The sequence below is a fragment of the Corynebacterium sp. MSK044 genome, from assembly GCF_030232825.1.
Taxonomy (GTDB): domain Bacteria; phylum Actinomycetota; class Actinomycetes; order Mycobacteriales; family Mycobacteriaceae; genus Corynebacterium.
This window is the reverse complement of the sequence record NZ_JASPJJ010000002.1, coordinates 172,784-193,825: the sequence shown is the minus strand read 5'-3', so window position 1 is coordinate 193,825 and position 21,042 is coordinate 172,784. Positions and strand designations below refer to the sequence as shown.

20 protein-coding genes are annotated in these 21,042 nt (G+C 60.5%); 17 read left to right on the top strand and 3 right to left on the bottom strand.

Annotated elements, in window-relative coordinates; all coding sequences use genetic code 11:
• The first annotated feature begins 21 nt into the window (after positions 1-21).
• Positions 22-1,338 (top strand): bifunctional phosphopantothenoylcysteine decarboxylase/phosphopantothenate--cysteine ligase CoaBC, encoded by a 1,317-nt coding sequence (gene coaBC, locus QP994_RS02465; protein ID WP_284865250.1) that lies wholly within the window; start codon positions 22-24, stop codon positions 1,336-1,338.
• 90 nt (positions 1,339-1,428) lie between these two features.
• Entirely contained in the window at positions 1,429-2,643 is a 1,215-nt protein-coding gene (metK, locus tag QP994_RS02460; RefSeq protein WP_284855598.1) for a methionine adenosyltransferase, read from the top strand.
• A gap of 3 nt (positions 2,644-2,646) precedes the next feature.
• Here the strand turns inward: metK and QP994_RS02455 are convergent, their stop codons facing one another.
• Genes QP994_RS02455 through QP994_RS02445 form a run of 3 tightly spaced genes read right to left on the bottom strand, consistent with a single transcriptional unit; the run spans position 2,647 to position 4,850 of the window.
• Complete coding sequence (locus QP994_RS02455; RefSeq protein WP_284855596.1) at positions 2,647-3,552, bottom strand: hypothetical protein; 906 nt, start codon at positions 3,550-3,552, stop codon at positions 2,647-2,649.
• 2 nt (positions 3,553-3,554) lie between these two features.
• Positions 3,555-3,941: a hypothetical protein gene (locus QP994_RS02450; protein ID WP_284855595.1), complete on the bottom strand. Its 387-nt coding sequence runs from the start codon at positions 3,939-3,941 to the stop codon at positions 3,555-3,557.
• 54 nt (positions 3,942-3,995) lie between these two features.
• The gene (locus QP994_RS02445; protein ID WP_284865249.1) at positions 3,996-4,850 is read right to left on the bottom strand and encodes a polysaccharide deacetylase family protein; all 855 of its coding nucleotides are present in this window, start codon (positions 4,848-4,850) and stop codon (positions 3,996-3,998) included.
• 147 nt (positions 4,851-4,997) lie between these two features.
• Between QP994_RS02445 and QP994_RS02440 the strand changes: the two genes are divergently transcribed.
• From QP994_RS02440 to gap, 15 genes are all read left to right on the top strand, one after another.
• On the top strand, positions 4,998-7,019 hold the full coding sequence (locus QP994_RS02440) for a primosomal protein N' (RefSeq protein ID WP_284865248.1): 2,022 nt from the start codon (positions 4,998-5,000) through the stop codon (positions 7,017-7,019).
• 31 nt (positions 7,020-7,050) lie between these two features.
• Complete coding sequence (gene def / locus QP994_RS02435) at positions 7,051-7,560, top strand: peptide deformylase (RefSeq protein ID WP_284865247.1); 510 nt, start codon at positions 7,051-7,053, stop codon at positions 7,558-7,560.
• A 39-nt stretch (positions 7,561-7,599) separates the two neighbouring features.
• On the top strand, positions 7,600-8,526 hold the full coding sequence (gene fmt, locus QP994_RS02430) for a methionyl-tRNA formyltransferase (protein WP_284865246.1): 927 nt from the start codon (positions 7,600-7,602) through the stop codon (positions 8,524-8,526).
• On the top strand, positions 8,523-9,941 hold the full coding sequence (locus tag QP994_RS02425; protein ID WP_502869993.1) for an RsmB/NOP family class I SAM-dependent RNA methyltransferase: 1,419 nt from the start codon (positions 8,523-8,525) through the stop codon (positions 9,939-9,941). The genes fmt and QP994_RS02425 overlap by 4 nt, the downstream gene beginning before the upstream one ends.
• Positions 9,942-10,050: 109 nt before the next feature.
• Positions 10,051-10,713, top strand: a complete 663-nt coding sequence (rpe, locus tag QP994_RS02420; RefSeq protein WP_284865244.1) for a ribulose-phosphate 3-epimerase — start codon at positions 10,051-10,053, stop codon at positions 10,711-10,713.
• Positions 10,714-11,733: a bifunctional diaminohydroxyphosphoribosylaminopyrimidine deaminase/5-amino-6-(5-phosphoribosylamino)uracil reductase RibD gene (gene ribD, locus QP994_RS02415; protein WP_284865243.1), complete on the top strand. Its 1,020-nt coding sequence runs from the start codon at positions 10,714-10,716 to the stop codon at positions 11,731-11,733. It abuts the gene before it with no gap.
• On the top strand, positions 11,733-12,335 hold the full coding sequence (locus tag QP994_RS02410; RefSeq protein ID WP_284865242.1) for a riboflavin synthase: 603 nt from the start codon (positions 11,733-11,735) through the stop codon (positions 12,333-12,335). The genes ribD and QP994_RS02410 overlap by 1 nt, the downstream gene beginning before the upstream one ends.
• Complete coding sequence (locus QP994_RS02405; protein WP_284865241.1) at positions 12,332-13,579, top strand: bifunctional 3,4-dihydroxy-2-butanone-4-phosphate synthase/GTP cyclohydrolase II; 1,248 nt, start codon at positions 12,332-12,334, stop codon at positions 13,577-13,579. Before QP994_RS02410 ends, QP994_RS02405 begins: the two co-directional genes overlap by 4 nt.
• 26 nt (positions 13,580-13,605) lie before the next feature.
• Positions 13,606-14,103, top strand: a complete 498-nt coding sequence (ribH, locus tag QP994_RS02400; protein ID WP_284865240.1) for a 6,7-dimethyl-8-ribityllumazine synthase — start codon at positions 13,606-13,608, stop codon at positions 14,101-14,103.
• An 89-nt stretch (positions 14,104-14,192) separates the two neighbouring features.
• Positions 14,193-14,729 (top strand): PH domain-containing protein, encoded by a 537-nt coding sequence (locus QP994_RS02395; protein WP_284855580.1) that lies wholly within the window; start codon positions 14,193-14,195, stop codon positions 14,727-14,729.
• Positions 14,730-14,733: 4 nt separating this feature from the next.
• Complete coding sequence (uvrC, locus tag QP994_RS02390) at positions 14,734-16,818, top strand: excinuclease ABC subunit UvrC (RefSeq protein WP_284855579.1); 2,085 nt, start codon at positions 14,734-14,736, stop codon at positions 16,816-16,818.
• Positions 16,819-16,857: 39 nt separating this feature from the next.
• On the top strand, positions 16,858-17,733 hold the full coding sequence (rapZ, locus tag QP994_RS02385; protein WP_284855578.1) for an RNase adapter RapZ: 876 nt from the start codon (positions 16,858-16,860) through the stop codon (positions 17,731-17,733).
• A 66-nt stretch (positions 17,734-17,799) separates the two neighbouring features.
• Entirely contained in the window at positions 17,800-18,801 is a 1,002-nt protein-coding gene (locus QP994_RS02380; RefSeq protein WP_284855577.1) for a gluconeogenesis factor YvcK family protein, read from the top strand.
• 35 nt (positions 18,802-18,836) lie between these two features.
• Positions 18,837-19,808, top strand: coding sequence for a DNA-binding protein WhiA (gene whiA / locus QP994_RS02375; protein WP_284865239.1), 972 nt, complete (start codon positions 18,837-18,839; stop codon positions 19,806-19,808).
• 139 nt (positions 19,809-19,947) lie between these two features.
• On the top strand, positions 19,948-20,958 hold the full coding sequence (gene gap, locus QP994_RS02370; protein WP_284865238.1) for a type I glyceraldehyde-3-phosphate dehydrogenase: 1,011 nt from the start codon (positions 19,948-19,950) through the stop codon (positions 20,956-20,958).
• The last annotated feature ends 84 nt before the right edge of the window (positions 20,959-21,042 follow it).

Genomic DNA, 21,042 nt, shown 5'->3' with positions numbered 1-21,042 from the left:
TGGCAGGTAAGCTCGGGGGCCATGAGCGACATGGCTGCACAGAACCTGGACACTGCTGAGACTACCGGTGCTGATACCGGGGTTGGTGGAGATAAAAAAGAGGCCCTTAACGTAGTTGTGGGTGTTTCCGGGGGAATTGCTGCATACAAGGCATGTCACTTGGTGCGTGAGTTCACAGAAGCGGGGGACAGTGTGCGCGTTGTGCCGACCCCGTCGGCGCTGAATTTCGTGGGTGCTGCCACCTTCGAAGCGCTGTCCGGCCACCACGTGGACACTGGTGTGTTCAGTCGCGTGGATGAGGTGCAGCACGTCCGCGTGGGCAAGGAAGCTGACCTGATTGTTATTGCGCCGGCTACGGCGGACACCATTGCCCGGATCGCAGCCGGTCGTGCAAATGACCTCCTCACTGCGACGGTGCTCGTGGCTACATGCCCGGTGGTGCTGGCGCCCGCCATGCACACGGAGATGTGGGAGAATCCAGCTACACAGGACAATGTAGCAACGCTGCGTCGCCGGGGCGTCATTGTGCTGGAGCCCGCTCATGGGCGTTTGACCGGCACGGATACCGGTCCGGGCAGGTTGCCAGAGGCATCCCAGATTGCAGCGATGGCGCGCACGGTTGTGGAAGCTGGAAGATTCACACGCTCACTTGAAGGCAAGAAGGTTGTGATCTCCGCAGGGGGTACGCAGGAGAACATCGATCCAGTGCGCTTCATCGGCAACCGTTCCTCCGGCAGGCAAGGTTTTGCGCTCGCTGATATTGCGGTTCATCGCGGTGCGGATGTGATCATCGTTGCGGGTGACACCGATGAGTTGGAAACGCCTCCTGGTGCACAGATCGTTCGTGTACGTTCCACCCGCGACATGAAGGAAGCGGTCGACGCCGCTACGGTGAACGCCGATATCGTGATCATGGCAGCTGCTGTCGCCGATTACCGCCCTGAAAACGAAGCCGACTCCAAGTTGAAGAAAGGGCAGGCGGATGATGCTTTATCGACGCTGCGGTTGGTGGAGAATCCGGATATTTTGAGGGGGCTCGTCGATAAGCGAGAAGCCGGAGAGACTTCCGCGACGATCGTGGGTTTCGCGGCCGAGACTGATGATCCACTAGAGAATGGCCGGGCGAAGTTGGCGCGCAAGGGTGCGGACATGCTCATGGTGAATTCCGTGGCAGGCGGCAAAGTCTTCGGTGAGCTATGCAACAGTGGCTGGCTGCTTGGTGCGGATGGCTCGACAGAAGAGATTGCGGATGGGCCGAAACACGTGGTTGCGGCACGCATCTGGGATGCGATTGAGAAGATCACGTCAGGTGCTGGAGAGTCGATTCGACAGAATTAGACAGCTTGGTCTATTCTTGGGTGCGCACAGTCGCCGTAAAGGCGCGCATTTCTTTTGACAGCCGTCTCACCTGTAAGGACCTGCAATCCCATGACCGACCCGTTCTACCGCCTGTTCACCAGTGAATCCGTCACTGAAGGCCACCCGGACAAGATCTGCGACGCGATCTCGGACACCATCCTCGATGACATGCTCGCCCAAGATCCGCTGTCGCGCGTGGCAGTGGAAACGATGGTGACCACTGGTCAGGTCCACGTTGTGGGCGAGGTGACCACTCAGGCGTACTCCAACATTGCCAAGCTTGTGCGTGACAAGCTCGTTGAAATTGGTTTCACCTCTTCTGAGGTCGGCTTTGATGGCCGCACCTGTGGCGTGAACATCGCGATTGGTGATCAGTCCGCTGAGATCTCCGACGGTGTCACCGATTCGCTTGAGGTTCGCACCAACGAGTCGACTGGTGAGGAAGACCAGTCCGGTGCTGGTGACCAGGGCCTGATGTTTGGTTACGCCACCAATGAGACCCCGGAGTTTATGCCGCTGCCGATCTCCACGGCACACCGTTTGGCCCGTCGCCTGACGCAGGTGCGCAAGGAGGGCATTGTTCAGGGGTTGCGCCCAGACGGCAAGACCCAGGTGACCTTTGCCTACGACGGGGATAAGCCGGTCTACCTGGACACCGTGGTCATCTCCTCCCAGCACGACCCGGACTTCACCGGCCAGGCGCTGGAGGACGCCCTGCGCACGCACGTGCTGGAGTGGGTTATCGAGGACGCTGGCCTGGGCCAGTACTACAACGAGGACACCACCTTGCTGGTCAACCCATCCGGTTCCTTCGTGCTCGGTGGTCCGATGGGCGACGCTGGTCTGACCGGCCGCAAGATCATCGTGGACACCTACGGTGGCATGTCCCGTCACGGTGGTGGCGCGTTCTCCGGCAAGGACCCGTCAAAGGTGGACCGCTCTGCTGCATACGCGATGCGCTGGGTAGCCAAGAACATCGTCGCTGCTGGCCTGGCACGTCGGGTTGAGGTGCAGGTTGCGTACGCCATCGGCCGCGCAACGCCGGTGGGCCTCTATGTGGAGACCTTCGGTACGGCTGCTGAGGGCCTGACCAATGAGTCGATCCAGCAGGCAGTGGACAAGGTCTTTGACCTGCGCCCAGCAGCCATCATTCGTGAGCTGGATCTGCTGCGCCCGATCTACTCCGCAACGTCTGCATACGGTCACTTCGGTCGCACCGATGTTGCATTCCCGTGGGAGGAGACCAACAAGGTCGACGACCTGCGTGCGGCAGCAGGCCTCTAAGGCTTACTGCGTAAGGGGCCGGGCATCGTCGGAAAGCGTTTCGACGCCTTCTTGCTCGGCCCATTTTTCTTTTTCGGCCTCTGATTTGCGGTGATTGCGCAGCGCAATGATCCCGAGCGCGATGCCGATGAGCACCGGCACCCAGATTTTGGAGTACTCAGCTAGCAGCGCAACCCACTCGGGGATCTCAGGCAAGGGGATGTCTGGGAACCTGATGTTCGGCGTGGGCAATGTCAGCTGCGGAAGTTGCGGCACAGGCAGATCAAGGTGTGGCAAGGTGATATCCGGCAGTTCCCAATCTGGCACGAATTGAAGCAGCCAATCGAGAAAGCGGGACAGAATCGGGCCGAGCACCAACAGGAGAAGCGCCCAACCGCCCTTGCCGATCCCTTCGACGATGGGGATTGCCGTGCGCCGAAATGAGCTGGACTCCATTGACTGTCTGCGTTTCTCGCCCCGCGAACCCTGTGGCGGATCAAATTCAACGACGGACGATCCCTCGCGGAAATCCACGTGCAAGATTTCCTTAAAGGGGCTAGCCACAATTTTCACGTGGGGCTTGGAGCGGTCCACGCCCAGGGAGATCATCGGCTCGAGCTTGTCTGGGGCCTTTGCAGAAAACACGCTGTACCGACCCGACTCAAGCTGGTCGAAGCGGTATTGGGGGACTCCGTCCACGAGGATCTCAACACGCGTTTGCGGGTTAGTTCGTCGGGCGTTGATGCGCTCTTTCAAACTGCTTTCGGCAGAGAGGTGGTGGCCTGCTCTTTCCTTGCCCGGCCAATCGTCGTGGATGCGGGCGAAATCAGGATCAAAACCCGCGCGAATTTCAATGAGTCCATAGCGGGGATGGTGCAGGGACCAGACCTCTACACACGAGAGGTCGGCGCAGTGTTCTTGACGGTCCATGCTTAGGCGCTCACCTGTGGTTCTTTACGCAATGCCTGCCCGGCGAACATCGCGATAGCTGCCGTCACGGCACATCCCAATGCATAGATGAAAGTGCCGTCATTGAAATAGAGCACTTTGGCAACCCAGAACCCCACGCCAGCGAGAATGGGTAAGGGGAACGTGTTGCGGAACGTCCACCCGTCGATAAAGCCGGCGACGGCAGCATTGCCAAAAAGAAAAACCAGAACCGGGATGAGTGCTTTATCGGAGCCGAAAGCGGGGATGAGAATCAGTGGGACCAGAACATACGCCAGAACCATGATGATGGGCGTTGCTTTCTGCCAGCCTGACCGGTCTAGCTGCTCGTCTGTTTCGGTGTCGGCGGGGACATCCTGGTTGCTTTGCATGGCCACAAACCTAACAAACAGATCCGTGTGTTCCGCGGTGGGGCTTAAGTGGCATTAGCCATCGTTGGCGGTGGTGTAGGTGACGCCGGCTTCGGGCTCCTCAAACAGCTCTGCCAGGCTGACGGGGTGAAGGCCTTTGGCCCGAAGACCGTCGATAATGCACTCGGCCGCATTGACGGTGCTTGGGTGAATATCGTGCATGAGGATGATGGAGCCTGCTTGCGCATGGGCAACGGCGATTGAACATGTCTTTGCTGTGCTGCGGTGGCGCCAATCAACCGTGTCTACATCCCAGAGGGCCACTGCCTGGTCGCGGGAGCCGATGACGGAAGCAACACGGTTATTAGTCGCGCCGTAAGGTGGGCGCATCCACTTCGGGTAACGCCCACCGGCCTCTTTGATAGCCGTATTTGTGGAATCGACCTCGTACGCCACGCGGGCATTGCTCAACGCGGTGAGCTGCGGGTGGTTCAATGTGTGATTGCCAATGTCATGCCCCTCGTTATGCAGCCGCTTCACAATCTCCGGATAAGCTTTCGCATTACCGCCGACGAGGAAGAAAGAGGCGTGGACGCGCTTCTTCTTCAGCACGTCCAAGAGCACATTGGTGTTGGGTACCGGGCCATCGTCATAGGTGATGGCCACGCAGTTTTCGCACCACACCTGCTCAAACTCATTGATCTCACCCGGGGCAGGCGGAATCAGCGGGGCAATCGGTTTCAGCTTCAGCGGCAAGGGGGACCTGCCAATGCGGAACGATGGCGCAGGGTCCTGATCCAGGGGGTGTGACACACCCGAACCCGTGCCCACCAATATTGCCTTGGGCTCAGCATGACACATGCCCGTGCCAGCAAGCATGGACAGTGCAGTGAGAACAGCAGCGGCGCCCGAAGTGAGCAAACGTTTCATAGTTAAACGCAGACTCCAACTAAATCGCACCGGGTGCGCATGGGCAGACGGTGAAGCAGAAACAGGAAAATAAGACGCATAGATTATGCCCTCTGCCTTGGTAAAAAACGAACCACGAAGGGGGTGTCGTGGGTGCCCGCTAGGATCATGTCCATGCCAGAAACGCTCGCCGCCAAACTCCCTGTGGTGCGCGTGCTGCCGCTTCTTGGATTGCCGCACTTAGATAGGCCTTTTGATTACCTGGTCACCGAGGAAGATTCAGCAGCCGCGCAGCCGGGGGTTCGTGTGCGCATTCGTTTCGCTGGCCGGCTGGCGGATGCGCTGGTGCTGGAGCGCGTGGCCACATCCGATCATGAAGGCAAGATCCGGTTCATTGAGCGTGTGATTTCGCCTGAGGTTGTCTATCCGGAGCAAATCCGGAGCCTGGTGGATAACTTGGCCGACCGTTACGCGGCGGTGCGTTCGGATATTCTTCGCACCGCTATTCCGCCGCGCCACGTGAAGGCGGAGCAGACCGACACCACCTCGCCATGGGAGGAGCAGGGGGAGGCCACAGAGCCGGACCTTTCCGCGTGGAGTGCCTATGAGTACGGCGAATCTTTCGTGGATGCCGTGGTCACGGGGACACTCGCACGCGCCGCATGGCAGGTCGCTCCCGGTGATGATTGGGCAGCAGCGCTCGCGGCATTGGCAGCTAAGGTTGCTATCGACGGTGGCGGGGCCCTCATCGTCCTACCCGACCAGAAGGACGTGGACCGGATGGCCGCGGCGTTGGCAGAACACGTTGGTCCGAAGCAGATCACCACATTGACGGCCTCTCTTGGGCCGCAGGCACGATACAGCCGATTCTTGTCAGTGCTGCATGGGCAGGGGCGGCTGGTTATTGGGACGCGCTCTGCTGCTTTTGCGCCGGTGAAAAACCTGAAGCTGGCGGTGGTCATGTTTGATGGGGACGATTCCCTGGTGGATCCCCGCGCGCCCTACACCCACGCGCGGGAGGTGTTGACTACGCGGTCAGCAGTGGAGAAAGCTTCCCTCATCATCGGTGGCCACGGCCGGACAGCGGAGACACAACTACTGGTGGAGTCTGGCTGGATGCACTCGTTGGTGGCTGCCCGTAATGCGCTGCGCACTCGCTCGCCGCACATCCATGCAGCGGGGGATAGTGATTTTGAGCTGCAGCGGGACCCGCGTGCCGGTGCCGCGCGCGTGCCCTCTGTTGCCTTTGCTGCGGCCCGCCGCGCCTTGGCGGAGAACAAGCCCGTGCTGTTTCAGGTTCCTCGTGCGGGTTATGTCCAGGCGTTGGCCTGCGGTATCTGCCGCACTCCGGCGCGTTGTCGTGCGTGTAATGGCCCGTTGGGATTGCCCAGTGGTGGGGAAGCAGCAGCACCCACCTGCCGGTGGTGTGGGCGGATTGATAGTGCGTATTCGTGTCCCTCGTGCGGTTCGCACCGTCTGCGCGCCGTCGTCCTCGGCACGCAGCGCACCGCTGAGGAACTCGGCCGGGCTTTTGCCCCTGCCACCGTGATTTCTTCGTGGGGTGAGCGCATTCACGCAGAGATCCCGGATAAAGCCGCCGTGGTGGTGGCTACACCGGGCGCGGAGCCCCGCATTGAAGGAGGTGGCACGTATGGTGCCGCGGTCCTGCTGGATACGTGGGCGCTGTTGGGGCGCCCTGACCTGCGCGCGACAGAGGAGACGATGCACAAGTGGATGGCGGCGGCCACGCTTGTCGCCCCGCATAGCAAAGGCGGGGATGTCGTGGTTGTGGCGGATCCGAGCCTTCCCGTCGTGCAGCATTTCATTCGTTGGGACGCGCCTGGCCACGCGGCGTTGGAACTGGCCGCCCGCCGCGAGGTGCGTTTCCCGCCAGCGGTTCATATGGCGGCCGTCGATGCGCCGCGTGAAGCGCTGACTGATTTCTTGGAGCACATCGATCTGCCTGATCAGGTGGATATTCTTGGGCCGGTTGATCTGCCGCCCGGTGTGGATCTGCCGGGTGAGTGGGACCGCGCAACGTTGGGGGAGGCGCAGCGCGTGCTCATTCGCACGCCGCTGTCATCCCGCAATGCGTTGGGCAAGGCGTTGCGCGCTGCGAATGTGAACCGGGCAACGCGCAAGCAGGATGCGCCGCTGCGGATTCAGGTCAACCCGATGCACATCGGCTAGGCCACCCCTGCACCTAGGTAGACTCGCGCCCATGACAGTTCGCCCCATCCGGATTTTCGGTGATCCGATCCTTAATACCGAAGCGCAAAGCATTGAGCTTTTCGACGACGTCCTGGCCACCCTCGCCGCCGACATGCTCGAAACCATGGATGATGCTGGTGGTGTGGGCTTAGCCGCTAATCAGATTGGTCTGGCACAGCGCATCTTCGTGTATGACTGCGATGGGCTGCGCGGCGCGTTGGTGAACCCGGAGTGGGCGCCGGTGGGTGATCTGGTCCAGATTGGTATGGAGGGCTGCCTGTCTATCCCGGATGTGCAGGCGGAAGTAGTGCGGCATGATTCCGTGATCGCCCGTGGTTTTGATGTGATGGGCCGTCCGGTGACCATCAGTGCCAGTGGTTTGCTGGCCCGGTGCATTCAGCACGAGACGGATCATTTGGATGGTGTGCTGTATCTGCGCCGCCTTGATCCAGAGGTGCGGAAAGAAACAATGGAAATCATTCGCGGTATGGACTGGTTCCGGTCCGACGAGCAGCAGTAGTCGAGGGCTTGGGAAAGCTAGGGAAGAGGAGAACAGATAATGCGTCTTGTGTTTGCTGGCACGCCTGAGCCGGCGGTTGTTGCGTTGGAGAAGCTCATTGCTTCTGACCATGAGGTTGTTGCAGTGCTGACCCGCCCCGATGCGAAGCGGGGCCGTGGGCGTACTCTGCACCCCTCGCCGGTGAAGGCTTTGGCGTTGGAACACGGCATTGAGGTTCTTACCCCGACCACGTTGAAGGGGAGCGAGGACGTGAAGGCCCGACTGCAGGAGCTTGCCCCGGATGCCATCCCAGTGGTCGCCTACGGCAACCTCATCCCAGAGAACTACCTGGACATTCCCACACACGGATGGGTGAACCTGCACTTCTCCCAGTTGCCGCAGTGGCGCGGTGCCGCACCTGTTCAGGCAGGAATTTTGCACGGCGATGAATTCAGCGGCGCCACCACGTTTCGCATTGACACCGGTCTGGATACGGGCGACATCATCTGCCAGTTGTCGGAGCCGATCCGTCCCACTGATACGGCGGATGACCTGCTCACGCGCCTGGCCTACGACGGTGCGGATCTCCTCGTCCGCACCATGGATGAACTCGCTGCCGGCACAGCAACGCTGACGCCGCAGGCGGGGGAGGCCAGCTACGCGCCGAAGATCGAAAAAGATGATGCCCGGATTGATTGGTCTGCACCCGCAGTAAACATCGACCGTGCGATCCGCGCCTACACCCCAGGCCCCGGCGCGTGGACAATGCTCGACGGTCAACGGGTCAAGGTCGGACCCGTGCTTATCAGCGACTCCTTGGCCCCCGCCAGCCCCGGCCACCTAACCGTGACCAAGAACTCCGTGACGGTGGGCACCGGGACGACTCCGGTGGTGTTGCAGATGATCCAACCACCAGGAAAGAAGATGATGGCCGCCGCCGACTGGGCCCGTGGTCTGCAGAGTGCTGAGGGAGTGGTGTTCGAGTGAGCGGTGGTTTTCGGTCCCGCACCAAGAGTGCGCAGCAAAGGAAGTCGTCCCAACCAGCGCACCAGATTCAGAGCATGGGGGATAAGGCGCGTGAGGCAGCCTTCGACGTTCTGCTCCGGGTGGAGGTGGAAGACGCCTACGGGAACCTTGTTCTGCCCCAGTTGCTCCGCGAGCGGAAGATCAAAGGCCGTGATGCGGCTTTTGCCACGGAGCTTGCCTACGGCGCACTGCGTTCCCAGGGTGTCCTGGACGCGGTGATCGGGGAGTGCTCCTCGCGCCCACTGTCTGACCTTGATCCGAACGTTCTCACCGCTCTGCGCTTGGGCGTTTATCAGCTGTTGTACACCCGCGTGGATGCGCACGCTGCTGTGGATACGTCTGTCCGTCTCGTGGAGGCTGCTGGTCAGGCCAAAGCAAAGGGCTTTGTCAACGGCATCCTGCGCACTGTCACTCGGACCCCAGCGTCACAGTGGCTGCAGAAGGTCAGCCCTACCGAGCCGCTCGCTGCTGTTGCTTTCCGCACAGCGCACCCGGAGTGGATTGCGCGCTCTTTTGCTACCGCACTCGGCGTCGATCCCGAGGGCGCGGGGGCCGAGGAACTCGAGAAGGCACTCCTCGCCGATTCGGAGCGCCCCGTGGTGCACCTGGTTGCACGCCCGGGTGAGCTTTCCGCAGAAGAACTGGCCCTGACGACGGGTGGGGAAGAAGGCCGCTACAGCCCATACGCGGTGTACCTCGACAGCGGTGATCCCGGCGCGCTGCAGCCGGTCCGCGATCGCATGGCAGCGGTTCAGGACGAGGGCTCTCAACTCATTGCCCGTGCAGTGACGGAAGCTCCCGTCAATGCGGACAGCAGCCGCTGGTTGGATCTGTGCGCTGGCCCGGGTGGCAAGGCAGCTCTCATGGGTGCCATCGCCGCCATTGACGGCGCCCACGTTGACGCCGTGGAGGTCAGCGAGACCCGAGCCGACCTCATCCGCAAGACCACTCAAGACCTCCCCGTCACCGTGCACGTCGGCGACGGCCGCAACCCAGGTTTGGAGCCTGGCTACGACCGCGTCCTCGTTGACGCTCCCTGCTCCGGCCTCGGTGCTCTGCGACGCCGCCCGGAGGCCCGCTGGCGCAAGTCCGAGAGCGACATCAAGGAGCTCAACACTCTCCAGGAGGAGCTGCTGACCTCCGCCATCGAACTAACAAAGCCCGGCGGGGTTGTCGTGTACTCCACGTGTTCGCCGGATGTGAGGGAGACGCGGGGGATCGTCGATAAGCTTCTTGCTTCTGGTTCTGTCGAGGAACTCAACGCACACGAGTTCGCCTGCGGCATGGAGAACGTGGGCGCTCACCCAAGCGTGCAAATGTGGCCACACCGCCACGGTACGGACGCGATGTTCTTTGCCGTATTACGCAAGCGGTGAAGGATTTCGCACTCCACCCTTAGTGCCAGGCCACCGTGGACCCGCGTTCCTGCAGGTCACCAAAAACGGGCATGTTAAATCCTTCACCCGCACGAAGTAGAGTGGGGGCATGATCTACATTGCCCCGTCAATCTTGGCCGCTGACTACGCCGCGCTCGGCGCGGATGTGAGAAAGGTTCCTACCGCTGACCTCATCCACGTGGACATCATGGATGGACACTTCGTGCCTAACCTTTCTTTTGGTCCGGACGTGACCAAGGCGGTTGATGGCGTGACGGACCAGTTCCTTGATATTCACATGATGATTGAGGAGCCGGAGCGCTGGTTCGAGACCTATATCAAGGCTGGTGGTGACCGCCTGGTGTTCCATATTGAGGCCACGGATGATCACATCGCTGCGGCTAAGCAACTCCACGACTTGGGTGTCCAGGCAGGTTTTGCCATTAAGCCGGGCTCGCCGATTGAGCCGTACCTCGACGATATTGAGCACTTTGAGCAGGTGATGGTGATGAGTGTGGAGCCGGGCTTCGGTGGTCAAAAGTTCATGCCGGAGGTGCTGAGCAAGGTCGCTACCTTGCGGGAGCGCATTGAAGAGGCTGGGTTGTCCACGATCATCGGCATCGATGGCGGCATTTCCTCATCCACGATCGAGCTGGCAGCCGAAGCGGGTGTGAATGCATTCGTGGCTGGTTCCGCTGTCTTCGGTGCTGAGGATCCGGCTGAGGCAGTTGAAACCTTGCGCGATCTGGCCACTGTCGCCGCAAACCGCTAAATGGTCCACGACATCCCCGAGGCGGTGCAGTCCGCCCTTATCGCGGCGCGTAATGCTGGTCAGAAGGTGCGCGGTACCACCAGCCCGAACCCAGCGGTGGGCTGTGCTGTCTTTGATCAGCGTGGCATCATTGCGACGGGCGCCACCGAACCACCCGGTGGCCGGCATGCGGAAAGGGTCGCGCTCGATCAGGCTGCAACCGTTTACCCCGATCGCTTGAACGGGGCATCCCTGGCCGTGACTCTTGAGCCGTGCAATCACACCGGCAGGACGGGGCCGTGCACTGAAGCGATCGTGGCTGCCGGTATTAGCCACGTGTACTACGTCAACGATGACCCCAACCCCCAGGCAGCCGGTGGCGCGGACTACCTTCGCGCGCACGGGGTCCAGGTAACGCAGGTGGATTTTCCTGTTGAAGGGCTCGAACCGTGGCTGGACTCAGTGCGGTACGGACGTGTGTCTGTGACCGCGAAGTTCGCGTCAACTCTGGATGGCTTCACGGCTGCGCCCGACGGGACAAGCCAGTGGATTACGGCGCCAGAAACACGCCAGTACGTGCACTACGACCGGGCGATGCGTGATGCCATTGTGATCGGTACCGGCACCGCAATTGCGGACAATCCATCGCTCACTGCTCGTGACAGGGATGGTGCGCTCTTAGCTAACCAGCCTCGTCGCATCGTGGTGGGTACGCGCGAGGTGCCGGAAGGCAACCTGACCAGGCTGGGATTCGAGCAGTACGCAACACCGGAAGAAGCTTTTCAGGCGCTGTATGAATCCGGCGCACGAGATGTCCTCGTGGAGGGCGGACCAACGCTTATGCGCAGCGTGTTTCAACTCGATGTCGTGGACCGCATTACCGCCTACGTCGCGCCGATGCTTTTCGGTGCTGGACGCAGCCTCCTGGATGGGCCCCTAGTAGACACGATCGGTGACGCGAAGCGCTATCAACTGTATGACGCATTCTCCTTCGGTGAAGATGCCGTCATTGAACTATGCAGGAAGGACAGGAACGACTGATGTTCACGGGTTTAGTTGAGGAAGTGGGCTGCGTCGAAAAGCTGGAGCAGCTCACCGATGCTGTTCGTCTGACCGTGCACGGACCAATGGTCGCCAGCGATGCTGCCCCCGGCGATTCGATCGCGGTGGACGGTGTATGCCTGACGGTGGTGGACAAGCTCCCCGAGGGTTTCACCGCGGATGTCATGCAAGAAACCCTGAATCGTTCCCGCCTGGGCAGCTACCAGGTCGGATCCCGCGTGAATCTGGAGCGCGCACTCGCTGCTGGGGCTCGGCTGGGGGGCCACATTGTTCAGGGCCATGTGGATGGTGTCGGCGAGCTGATCAGCCGCACTCCATCCAAGCACTGGGAGGTGTTGCGCTTTTCCTTGCCTGCGGATTTGGCACGCTATGTGGTGGAGAAAGGCTCCATTGCTATCAATGGCACCTCACTGACTATTTCCGCTGTTGGGGAGGATTTCCTTGAAGTCTCCCTTATCCCCACGACACTGGTGGACACCACGTTTGGGGACATGGCGGTGGGGGACCCGGTGAACCTCGAAGTAGACGTGGTGGCCAAGTACGTTGAGAAAATGGTTGGGGGCTACCATCTAAAGCCATGATGGACTCGCTGCGCCTTGATTCTGTGGAAGATGCTGTGGCGGCCATCGCCCGAGGTGGTGCGGTGGTCGTGGTGGATGATGAGGACCGTGAGAACGAAGGTGACCTCATCTTCGCCGCGCAGCATGCGACACCGGAAATGGTGGCGTTCATGGTGCGGTATTCCTCCGGCTACATTTGCGTGGCCATGGAAGATGAGGCGGCTACTCGCTTGGATCTGCCACCGATGGTTGCGCAGAACGAGGATGCCCGTGGCACCGCTTATGCGGTCACGGTTGATGCTGCGACGGGAACGACGGGTATTTCCGCAACCTCGCGTGCGGAGACGATTCGCCGTCTTGCCAATCCGCAGAGCACCCCGACGGATTTCACTCGCCCCGGCCACATCGTGCCATTGCGTGCACGGGCCGGCGGTGTGCTGGCGCGCGATGGGCACACAGAGGCTTCCGTTGATCTTGCCCGGATGGCTGGCTGTACGCCGGTGGGTGTGTTGTGTGAGCTGGTGTCTGAGAAGGATCCGACGGACATGGCGCGTGGACCGGAACTGCGTGAATTCGCTGATGCGCACAATCTGCCGTTGATCTCCATCGAGCAGCTCATCGCGTACCGCCGTCGCACGGATCGCATCATCGAGCGTGCAGTCACGACCACGTTGCCTACAGAATTCGGCGTGTTCACGGCGTACGGTTATCGCTCGCTTGTCGACGCGACCGAGCACATCGCCCTCGTATGCGGCGATGTCACGGACGGGCAGGATGTTCTTGTCCGCGTCCACTCTGAGTGCCTGACTGGTGATGTGTTTGCTTCGCAGCGCTGTGACTGTGGGCCACAATTGCATGAATCCATGCGCCAGATCCAGGCAGCTGGCCGTGGCGTGATCGTGTACGTCCGTGGCCACGAAGGCCGCGGCATTGGTCTCGTGGCCAAACTGCACGCTTACCGGCTGCAGGAGGATGGTCTGGACACCGTCGACGCCAATCTAGAGCAGGGATTGCCTATCGACGCCCGCGAGTACTCCGTCGCCGGCCAGATCATCGCCGACTTGGGTATCGCCTCCGCCGAAATCCTGTCGAATAATCCGGAGAAGGTAGAAGCCTTGAGTGGTTACGGTCCGATTATCTCCGGTCGCACGCGCATCGAGATCGCACCGAATAACTGCAACATCCACTACCTGCGCACGAAACGTGACCGCATGGGGCATGACTTGCCACTCGTCGCCGAGTGGGAACAGGTTCAGGGACAATAGGTTCAAAGCGAAGGGAAGGACCATCAATGGCAACGACTGGAGCACCAGCACCACGCCGCATTTCAGCTGAGGGTTTGACCGTGGCTGTGGTGGTGACGGAGTGGAATGCGGAGATCGTCGATAAGCTGCGCGATCGCGCATTGGCGGCAGCGCGTGAGGCTGGCGCGAAGGCCGAGCTTTTTAGCGTGGCTGGTGCGCTCGAACTTCCCGTGGTTGCTCAAGCGTGCGCACGACGTTTTGATGCTGTGGTTGCATTGGGGTGCGTCATTCGTGGAGAGACCGCGCATTTTGATTACGTGTGCGATTCCGTCACGGAGGGTTTGACGCGCGTGGCACTCGATGAGCAAGTCCCGGTGGGTAATGGGGTGCTCACCGTGGAGAACGTGGAGCAGGCCCTCGCGCGCACGGGTGGGCCGGGCACCAAGGAGGACAAGGGGGCGGAAGCGATGGACGCCGCATTGGGTACTGCGCTGACTCTCGCGCGCGTGCGGGCGTTTGCTCCGCGCACCCACGACCACTGGTGATGAATCTTGTCGCCCACGTGACAGCGTGGGTAGGATGACGTGAGAAAACCCAGCGAATAATCGCCGAACAACAACCACGGAAGAGTGCAGTGACTAACACAAACAGCGCACCGGGACGAAGCATCAGCGACCGGGACCTGGCTTATTACAACGCGTTGGACCCGCATGCGGTGACGTCGACGAAGCCGTGGGAGCTGGAAATCACCTCGCCGGCGTTGAAGCGCGTTGCCCTGATGTTGGTTGTGTTGATCATGGCTGTGCACATCTTCATGGGTGCTGTCGTGGATATTGAATTTACGGGCGCGGCTGTCACAACCATTGACAAGTTTGCCTTCCCCGGTATTGGCCTGATTCTGTCCGCTGCAACGTGGATCGGGTTGTCCCGTCCGCGCGTCCGCGTGAATGAAGATGGGGTGGAGGTGCGCAATATTATTGGCACCCGCTTTTATCCGTGGTTGGTTGTCTACGGTCTTGCGTTTCCGCAGGGTTCCCGCATGGCGCGGTTGGAATTGCCAGAGTTCGAATATGTTCCACTGTGGGCCATCCAGTCCGCGGACAAGGAACGAGCTGTGGCTGCGGTGAAGGACTTCCGCGCGCTGGAAGCCCGATACATGCCTGAGGACTAGCCCCTTGGCTAATCCAGCAACCTACCGTCCCGCCCCAGGCAGCATCCCAACGGAGCCTGGCGTGTACAAGTTCCGCGATGCCTCTGGGCGCGTGGTGTATGTGGGCAAAGCAAAGAACCTGCGTGCCCGCCTGAATAACTATTTCCAGCCACCAGAGCAGCTGCACCCGCGCACCCGCCAGATGGTGTTTACCGCCGCGAAGGTGGAGTGGACCGTTGTAGCCAGCGAAGTGGAAGCGCTCCAGTTGGAATACACGTGGATCAAGCGCTTCGACCCGTGGTTCAACGTCATGTACCGCGACGACAAGACGTATCCCATGCTCGCGGTCAGCGTGAAAGAGGATTACCCGCGGGCCTTCTTCTACCGCGGGCCACGTCGTAAGGGCGTGCGTTATTTCGGCCCCTTCTCCCATGCGTGGGCGGTGCGCGAAACTTTAGATCTGCTCACTCGCGTCTTTCCCATTCGGACCTGTTCTAACGGCGTGTTTAACCGCCACGAGCAGTTGGGGCGGCCGTGTTTGTTGGGGTACATCGATAAGTGTTCCGCCCCCTGCGTTGCGCGTGTGAGCGAGGAAGAATACGCGGACATCGTCGACGGCTTCATGGGGTTCATGTCTGGTCGCACTGATGCGCTGGTCAAAGCGTTGACCAACCAGATGTTGGAAGCCAGTGAGAACCTGGAGTTTGAAAAAGCAGCGAGGCTTCGGGATGACCTCGGGGCCGTCAACAAAGTCATGGAACGTCAGACCGTCGTGCTGAGCATGGACACGGACGCGGACATCATCGCCTTTGATACGGATGAGCTGGAAGCCGCCGTGCAGATCTTCACTGTCCGTGAAGGTCGTATCCGCTCCCAGCGTGGCTGGGTCGTGGAGAAAACAGGTGATGAGCCCGGCAGCATGGAACGCCTTGAAGAGGGCCAAGCCGATCCTGCGTTGCCGGTGTTGATGCAGAACTTCCTCGTGCAGTACTACTCCGACGCCGTGGAGCGTGTTGAGCAGGAACGTATCGAAGATGAGCGGTTGGCGGCGAAGAAGGTGCGTCGCCGTGGTGTGGACCAAGAATCCCACGCAGCGCAACGTGCCCCGATGCCGGTTCCCCGTGAGATCCTCGTGGAAGTCATGCCCGCAGAACCAGCGGAGACCAAGGAGCTCCTCGAGAAACTGCGTGGTGGTCCTGTGGATATTCGGGTGCCGCAGCGAGGCGATAAGAAATCGCTCATGGAGACCGTTCACCGCAACGCGAAGGAATCCCTGCGTCAGCACAAGCTCAAGCGGGTAGGGGATCTCACCGCGCGGTCGCAGGCGCTGCAGGATATTCAGGATGCGTTAGGCCTCGACGAGGCACCTTTGCGTATCGAGTGCACTGATATTTCCCATATCCAGGGCACGGATGTGGTCGCCTCCCTCGTTGTCTTCGAGGATGGCCTGCCCAAGAAATCGGACTACCGGCGCTACCGCATCAAGGAAGCAGCAGGGGATGGGCGCAGCGATGATGTGGGCTCCATCGCCGAAGTCACTCGCCGTCGATTCAAGCGCCATACCCAGGACAAGCTGGCCAATCCGGAGGACCCGGAGCTGGACAATACTGCCTTCGCCGATGAGGAAACAGATGACGCGGTGGAAACAGCAAGCAACAAACGCTTTGCCTACCCGCCGCAGCTGTTCATCGTCGACGGCGGCAAACCACAGGTCAATGCGGCCCAAGCAGTTTTCGACGATCTCGGGGTCGTCGACGTCGCCCTCATCGGCCTAGCCAAGCGGCTCGAAGAGGTGTGGGTGCCATACGATGATGAGCCGCTCATTCTGCCCCGCAACTCCGAGGGTATGTACCTGCTCCAGCAGATCCGTGATGAAGCACACCGTTTTGCCATCACCTACCACCGCCAGCAACGCTCCAAGCGCATGCGCGCCTCGGCTCTCGACGGAATCCCAGGACTCGGGCCAGCGCGCCGCAGTGACCTGGTGAAGCACTTCGGCAGTGTGAAGAAGCTCAAAGCTGCCAGCGTCGAGGACATCACCGAGGTCCCAGGTATGGGGCCAAAGCTCGCGCAGAAGGTGTATGACCATTTGCAGGGGGAACGTCGATAAGCAGCTACATGCTTTGTCTCTTTGGATACGATGGGGCACATGACTTCCTCTTCCGCACCGCGCCCCGTGATCATCACCGGAATGTCCGGCGGCGGGTTGTCCAGCGCAGCAAACGTCTTTGAAGACAAAGGCTACTTCGTCTCTGAGAACCTCCCACCGCAGCTCGGCCTCGAATTGATGGACATGGCTATGGCCGAAGATTCCCCGGTGGACAAACTCGCCGTGGTGACAGACGTGCGCGCACGCATCTTCCGCGGGTCGCTCATGGACTTCATCGAGCAGGCGCGTGAACGCGGCTACAACCCCTTCATTCTCTTCCTTGAAGCCCGCGACGAGGTGCTGATCAAACGCTTTGATAGCGTGCGTCGCACCCACCCGCTGCAGGGCGACAACCCGCTGCACGTGGGTATCGCGCGTGAACGCGCTGAGCTCGCGCGCGTGCGTGAAACAGCGGACGTGATCATCGATTCCTCGAACCTGTCCATTCATGATCTGCGTCGTGCGATCGAGGCCTCCGCCGGTGATCTTGGCTCGACGAAACAGCATGTGACCGTCGAGTCCTTCGGTTTCAAGCATGGCTCCCCGCGTGATGCTGACCTGATCTTTGACGTGCGCTTCCTGCCCAACCCTTACTGGATTGAGGAGCTCCGTGACTTCCGCGGTGTGGACAAGCCCGTCAGCGATTACGTGCTGTCTCGGCCTGGCGCGGACGAGTTTATCGACGGGGTTGTGGACCTACTCAGCTCCATGATGGCTGGCTACAAACACGAGGGCAAAGACTTTGTCACCGTGGGCATTGGCTGCACGGGTGGGCACCACCGCTCCGTGGCGGTCTCCGAGGAAATCGGGCGACGGCTTGGTGCGCGTGGGGAAGTGGACGTTGCTGTGATGCATAGGGATCTGAAGCGGCACTAGTCTCCGTGCGCAGTGCGCAGACGGTGATACGGCAAGCCCCTTTGAGCAAGAGAAAGACTTCCCATCATGAACGCCCCTCACATCAACGTAGCCAGCCTTGGTGGCGGCCACGGACTCCACCAGACGCTTCTAGCGGCGAAGCAGATCGCGGCTCAGGATCCTGGTCTTGGTGATCCTAGTGATTATCACGTGAACGCCATTGTCACCGTTGCCGATGACGGTGGTTCGTCCGGTCGCTTGCGCCGTGAGCTGGACATTGTGCCGCCAGGAGATCTCCGCATGGCGCTGGCGGCGTTAACACCGTCGACCGAGTTCGGGGAGGAATGGAAAGACATCATCCAGCACCGTTTTGGTGGCAACGGCGCCATGGCGGGCCACGCGGTGGGCAACCTCATCATCGCTGGAATGGCGGAGGCGTATGGGGACTTGCAGCGGGCGTTGGACACAGTGGGGCAGTGGACGCAGACCGTCGGTCGGGTTCTGCCGGTGGCCTTGGAACCGCTCGACATTGAAGCGGACGTAGCGGGGCTAGATGATGACCCGCGGGTGGTCCGGTCTGTGCGCGGCCAGGTGGCGGTGGCCACCACCCCAGGATCCGTTCGCCGCGTTCGAATCCTTCCCGCGAAGCCACCGGCCAACCCCGCTGCGGTAGAGGCGATTCTCAACGCTGATGTGGTGACCATTGGGCCGGGTTCCTGGTTCTCCTCTGTGATCCCGCACCTGTTGATTCCAGAGATTGTGCAGGCCCTGACTGAAACAAAGGCCACCGTCATTGTCATCCTGAACCTGTCCCCAGAGGCAGGGGAGACCCCAGGATTCACTACGGAGCGCCATATCCACGTGTTCAACCAGCATGCGCCGACCTTAAAAGTCGACCACTTTTTGGCTGACTCGGGCATCATGTTGTCGCAAGGAGAGAGGGCCTACCTCCAACGGGCCGCGGCGAATGCCGGAGCCGATGTGACGTTTGCGGATCTCGCCGAGGTTGACGCGGCAGGACAGCGGACGAGCAGGCACAATCCAGAAAAACTGGCAGCTGCCATCACAACGCTTGTGCGTGGAAACTAAGCTGATGTGAGCAAACGGAAAGGATGAATGGGAACGTGGCATTGACGTCGAAAGTCAAAGACGAACTCCTGGGTGTGGCCCCCACTGGTGCGGATGCCCGGATCGCTGAGGCGACCGCAATGCTGCGAGTAGCTAGCGAGTTTGAACAAGGCCTACGCGGACTTGAGATCCGCGCGGAATTCGCAGAGCGTGCCGTGGCGGACCACCTTGCCGCAACAATCCGGGACGTCTGCGACATTGACGTTGAGGTCAACAGCATCAACGCCGGCACCCAATCACGGGAAGCCTGCTTCGAAGTGAAGGTCACTGATGGTGCGAAGGATGTGATCCGGCGCTTCCGTCTGGTCACCGCATCAGGGCACCCGGTTGTTGGTCTGCCGCGCAACATCATTTCCGGCACGATCGGCGAAGTGGAAGCCGCCTGGCGTGGCGCCTTTTTGGCGCGGGGTTCCCTGACTGAACCAGGCCGCACCGCTGCACTTGAGGTTATCTGCCCACGGCAGGAGACTGCGCTGGCGTTAGTTGGTCTGGCGCGCCGTTTGTCCGTGGCCGCTAAAACCAAAGAGACCCGCGGCACCGAACGTGTCTTCCTGCGTGATGGTGATGGCATTGGCATCCTCCTGTCCCGCATGGGCGCACCGCGCGCGCGACTGGAATGGGATGAAAAACGCATCAAGCGCGAAGAGCGGACCAGTGCAAGCCACCACGCGAATTTTGACGATGCCAACCAGCGCCGCTCCGCCCAAGCCGCCGCAGCAGCTGCTGCCCGCGTTGACCGGGCAATGACAATTCTCGGCGATGATGTTCCAGAACACCTGGCTGACGCCGGGTTCCTCCGCGTCAAGCACCGCCACGCTTCCCTGGAAGAGCTTGGCCGCCTGGCTGAGCCCCAGATGACTAAGGACGCCGTGGCGGGCCGTATCCGCCGTCTGCTGTCTTTGGCCGATAAACGGGCAAAGGAACTGGGCATACCGGATACGCATGCAGCGGTGACTGAAGAGGATTAAAGCCAGGTTTTGGTAATTCCGCGTGCCCCTGCGACTACGGGTTCAATTCTCTACACTGGGAGTAAGAGGCCGCGGGTTGACGTTGTAATCGGTTCACGGTCTGGACAGAACACCTAGATAAGTACAAGGAGTCTTTTCAGTGACCACTCGCATTGGTATCAACGGTTTTGGCCGCATTGGTCGTTCGGCCTTCCGCATCATCTTGGACAAGTTCGCGGATGAACTCGAAGTTGTGAAGATCAACGACCTGACCGACAACAAGACGCTGGCTCACCTAGTCAAGTACGACACCGCTTACGGTCGCCTGGGCCGTGACGTTGAATTCGACGACAACTCGATCACCGTTGACGGAAAGCGCATCGAGGTCACCGCTGAGAAGGACCCGGCAAACCTTGCTTGGGGCGACGCAAACGTTGACATCGTCCTTGAGTGCACCGGCATTTTCACCGATGGTGAGAAGGCGAAGGCACACATCGATGCTGGCGCCAAGAAGGTCATTGTGTCCGCACCGGCCAAGAATGTGGACGGCACCTACGTGTGGGGCGTGAACCACCACGACTACACCAATGACAAGAACATCATTTCCGCCGCATCCTGCACCACTAACTCCCTCGCGCCAGTAGCGAAGGTCCTCAACGATGCATTTGGCATTGAGAACGGTCTGATGACCACGATCCACGCCTACACCGGTGACCAGCGCATCCAGGACGCACCGCACAAGGATCTGCGCCGTGCCCGCGCTGCTGCGCATAACATTGTGCCCACCACCACCGGTGCTGCTCGTGCCGTGGCTCTGGTTCTGCCTGAGCTGGAAGGCAAGCTCGACGGTTTTGCTATGCGCGTGCCCACCATCACGGGTTCCGCTACGGACCTCACGGTGAATGTGTCTAAGGAAGTCACGGATGAGGAAGTCAACGCCGCAGTTAAGAAGGCTGTCCAGGATCCGGAATTCGGTCAGGCCCTCGAGTACACGGAGGATCCGATTGTGTCCTCCGACATCATTGCGAATGAGCACGGCGCGATCTTTGACGCTGGTATGACGCGTGTGATCGACGGCAAGCTGGTGAAGATCATTTCTTGGTACGACAACGAGTACTCCTACACCTCCCAGTACATCCGCATGACCAAGCACGTCGCGGATAACCTTTAAACCGGCAACTTCCGCGCCCCGCGCGTGCCTGAGCAAAAGCCCGGGGGAGTGCCACGCACATTCCTCCGGGTTTCGCGTATGCGC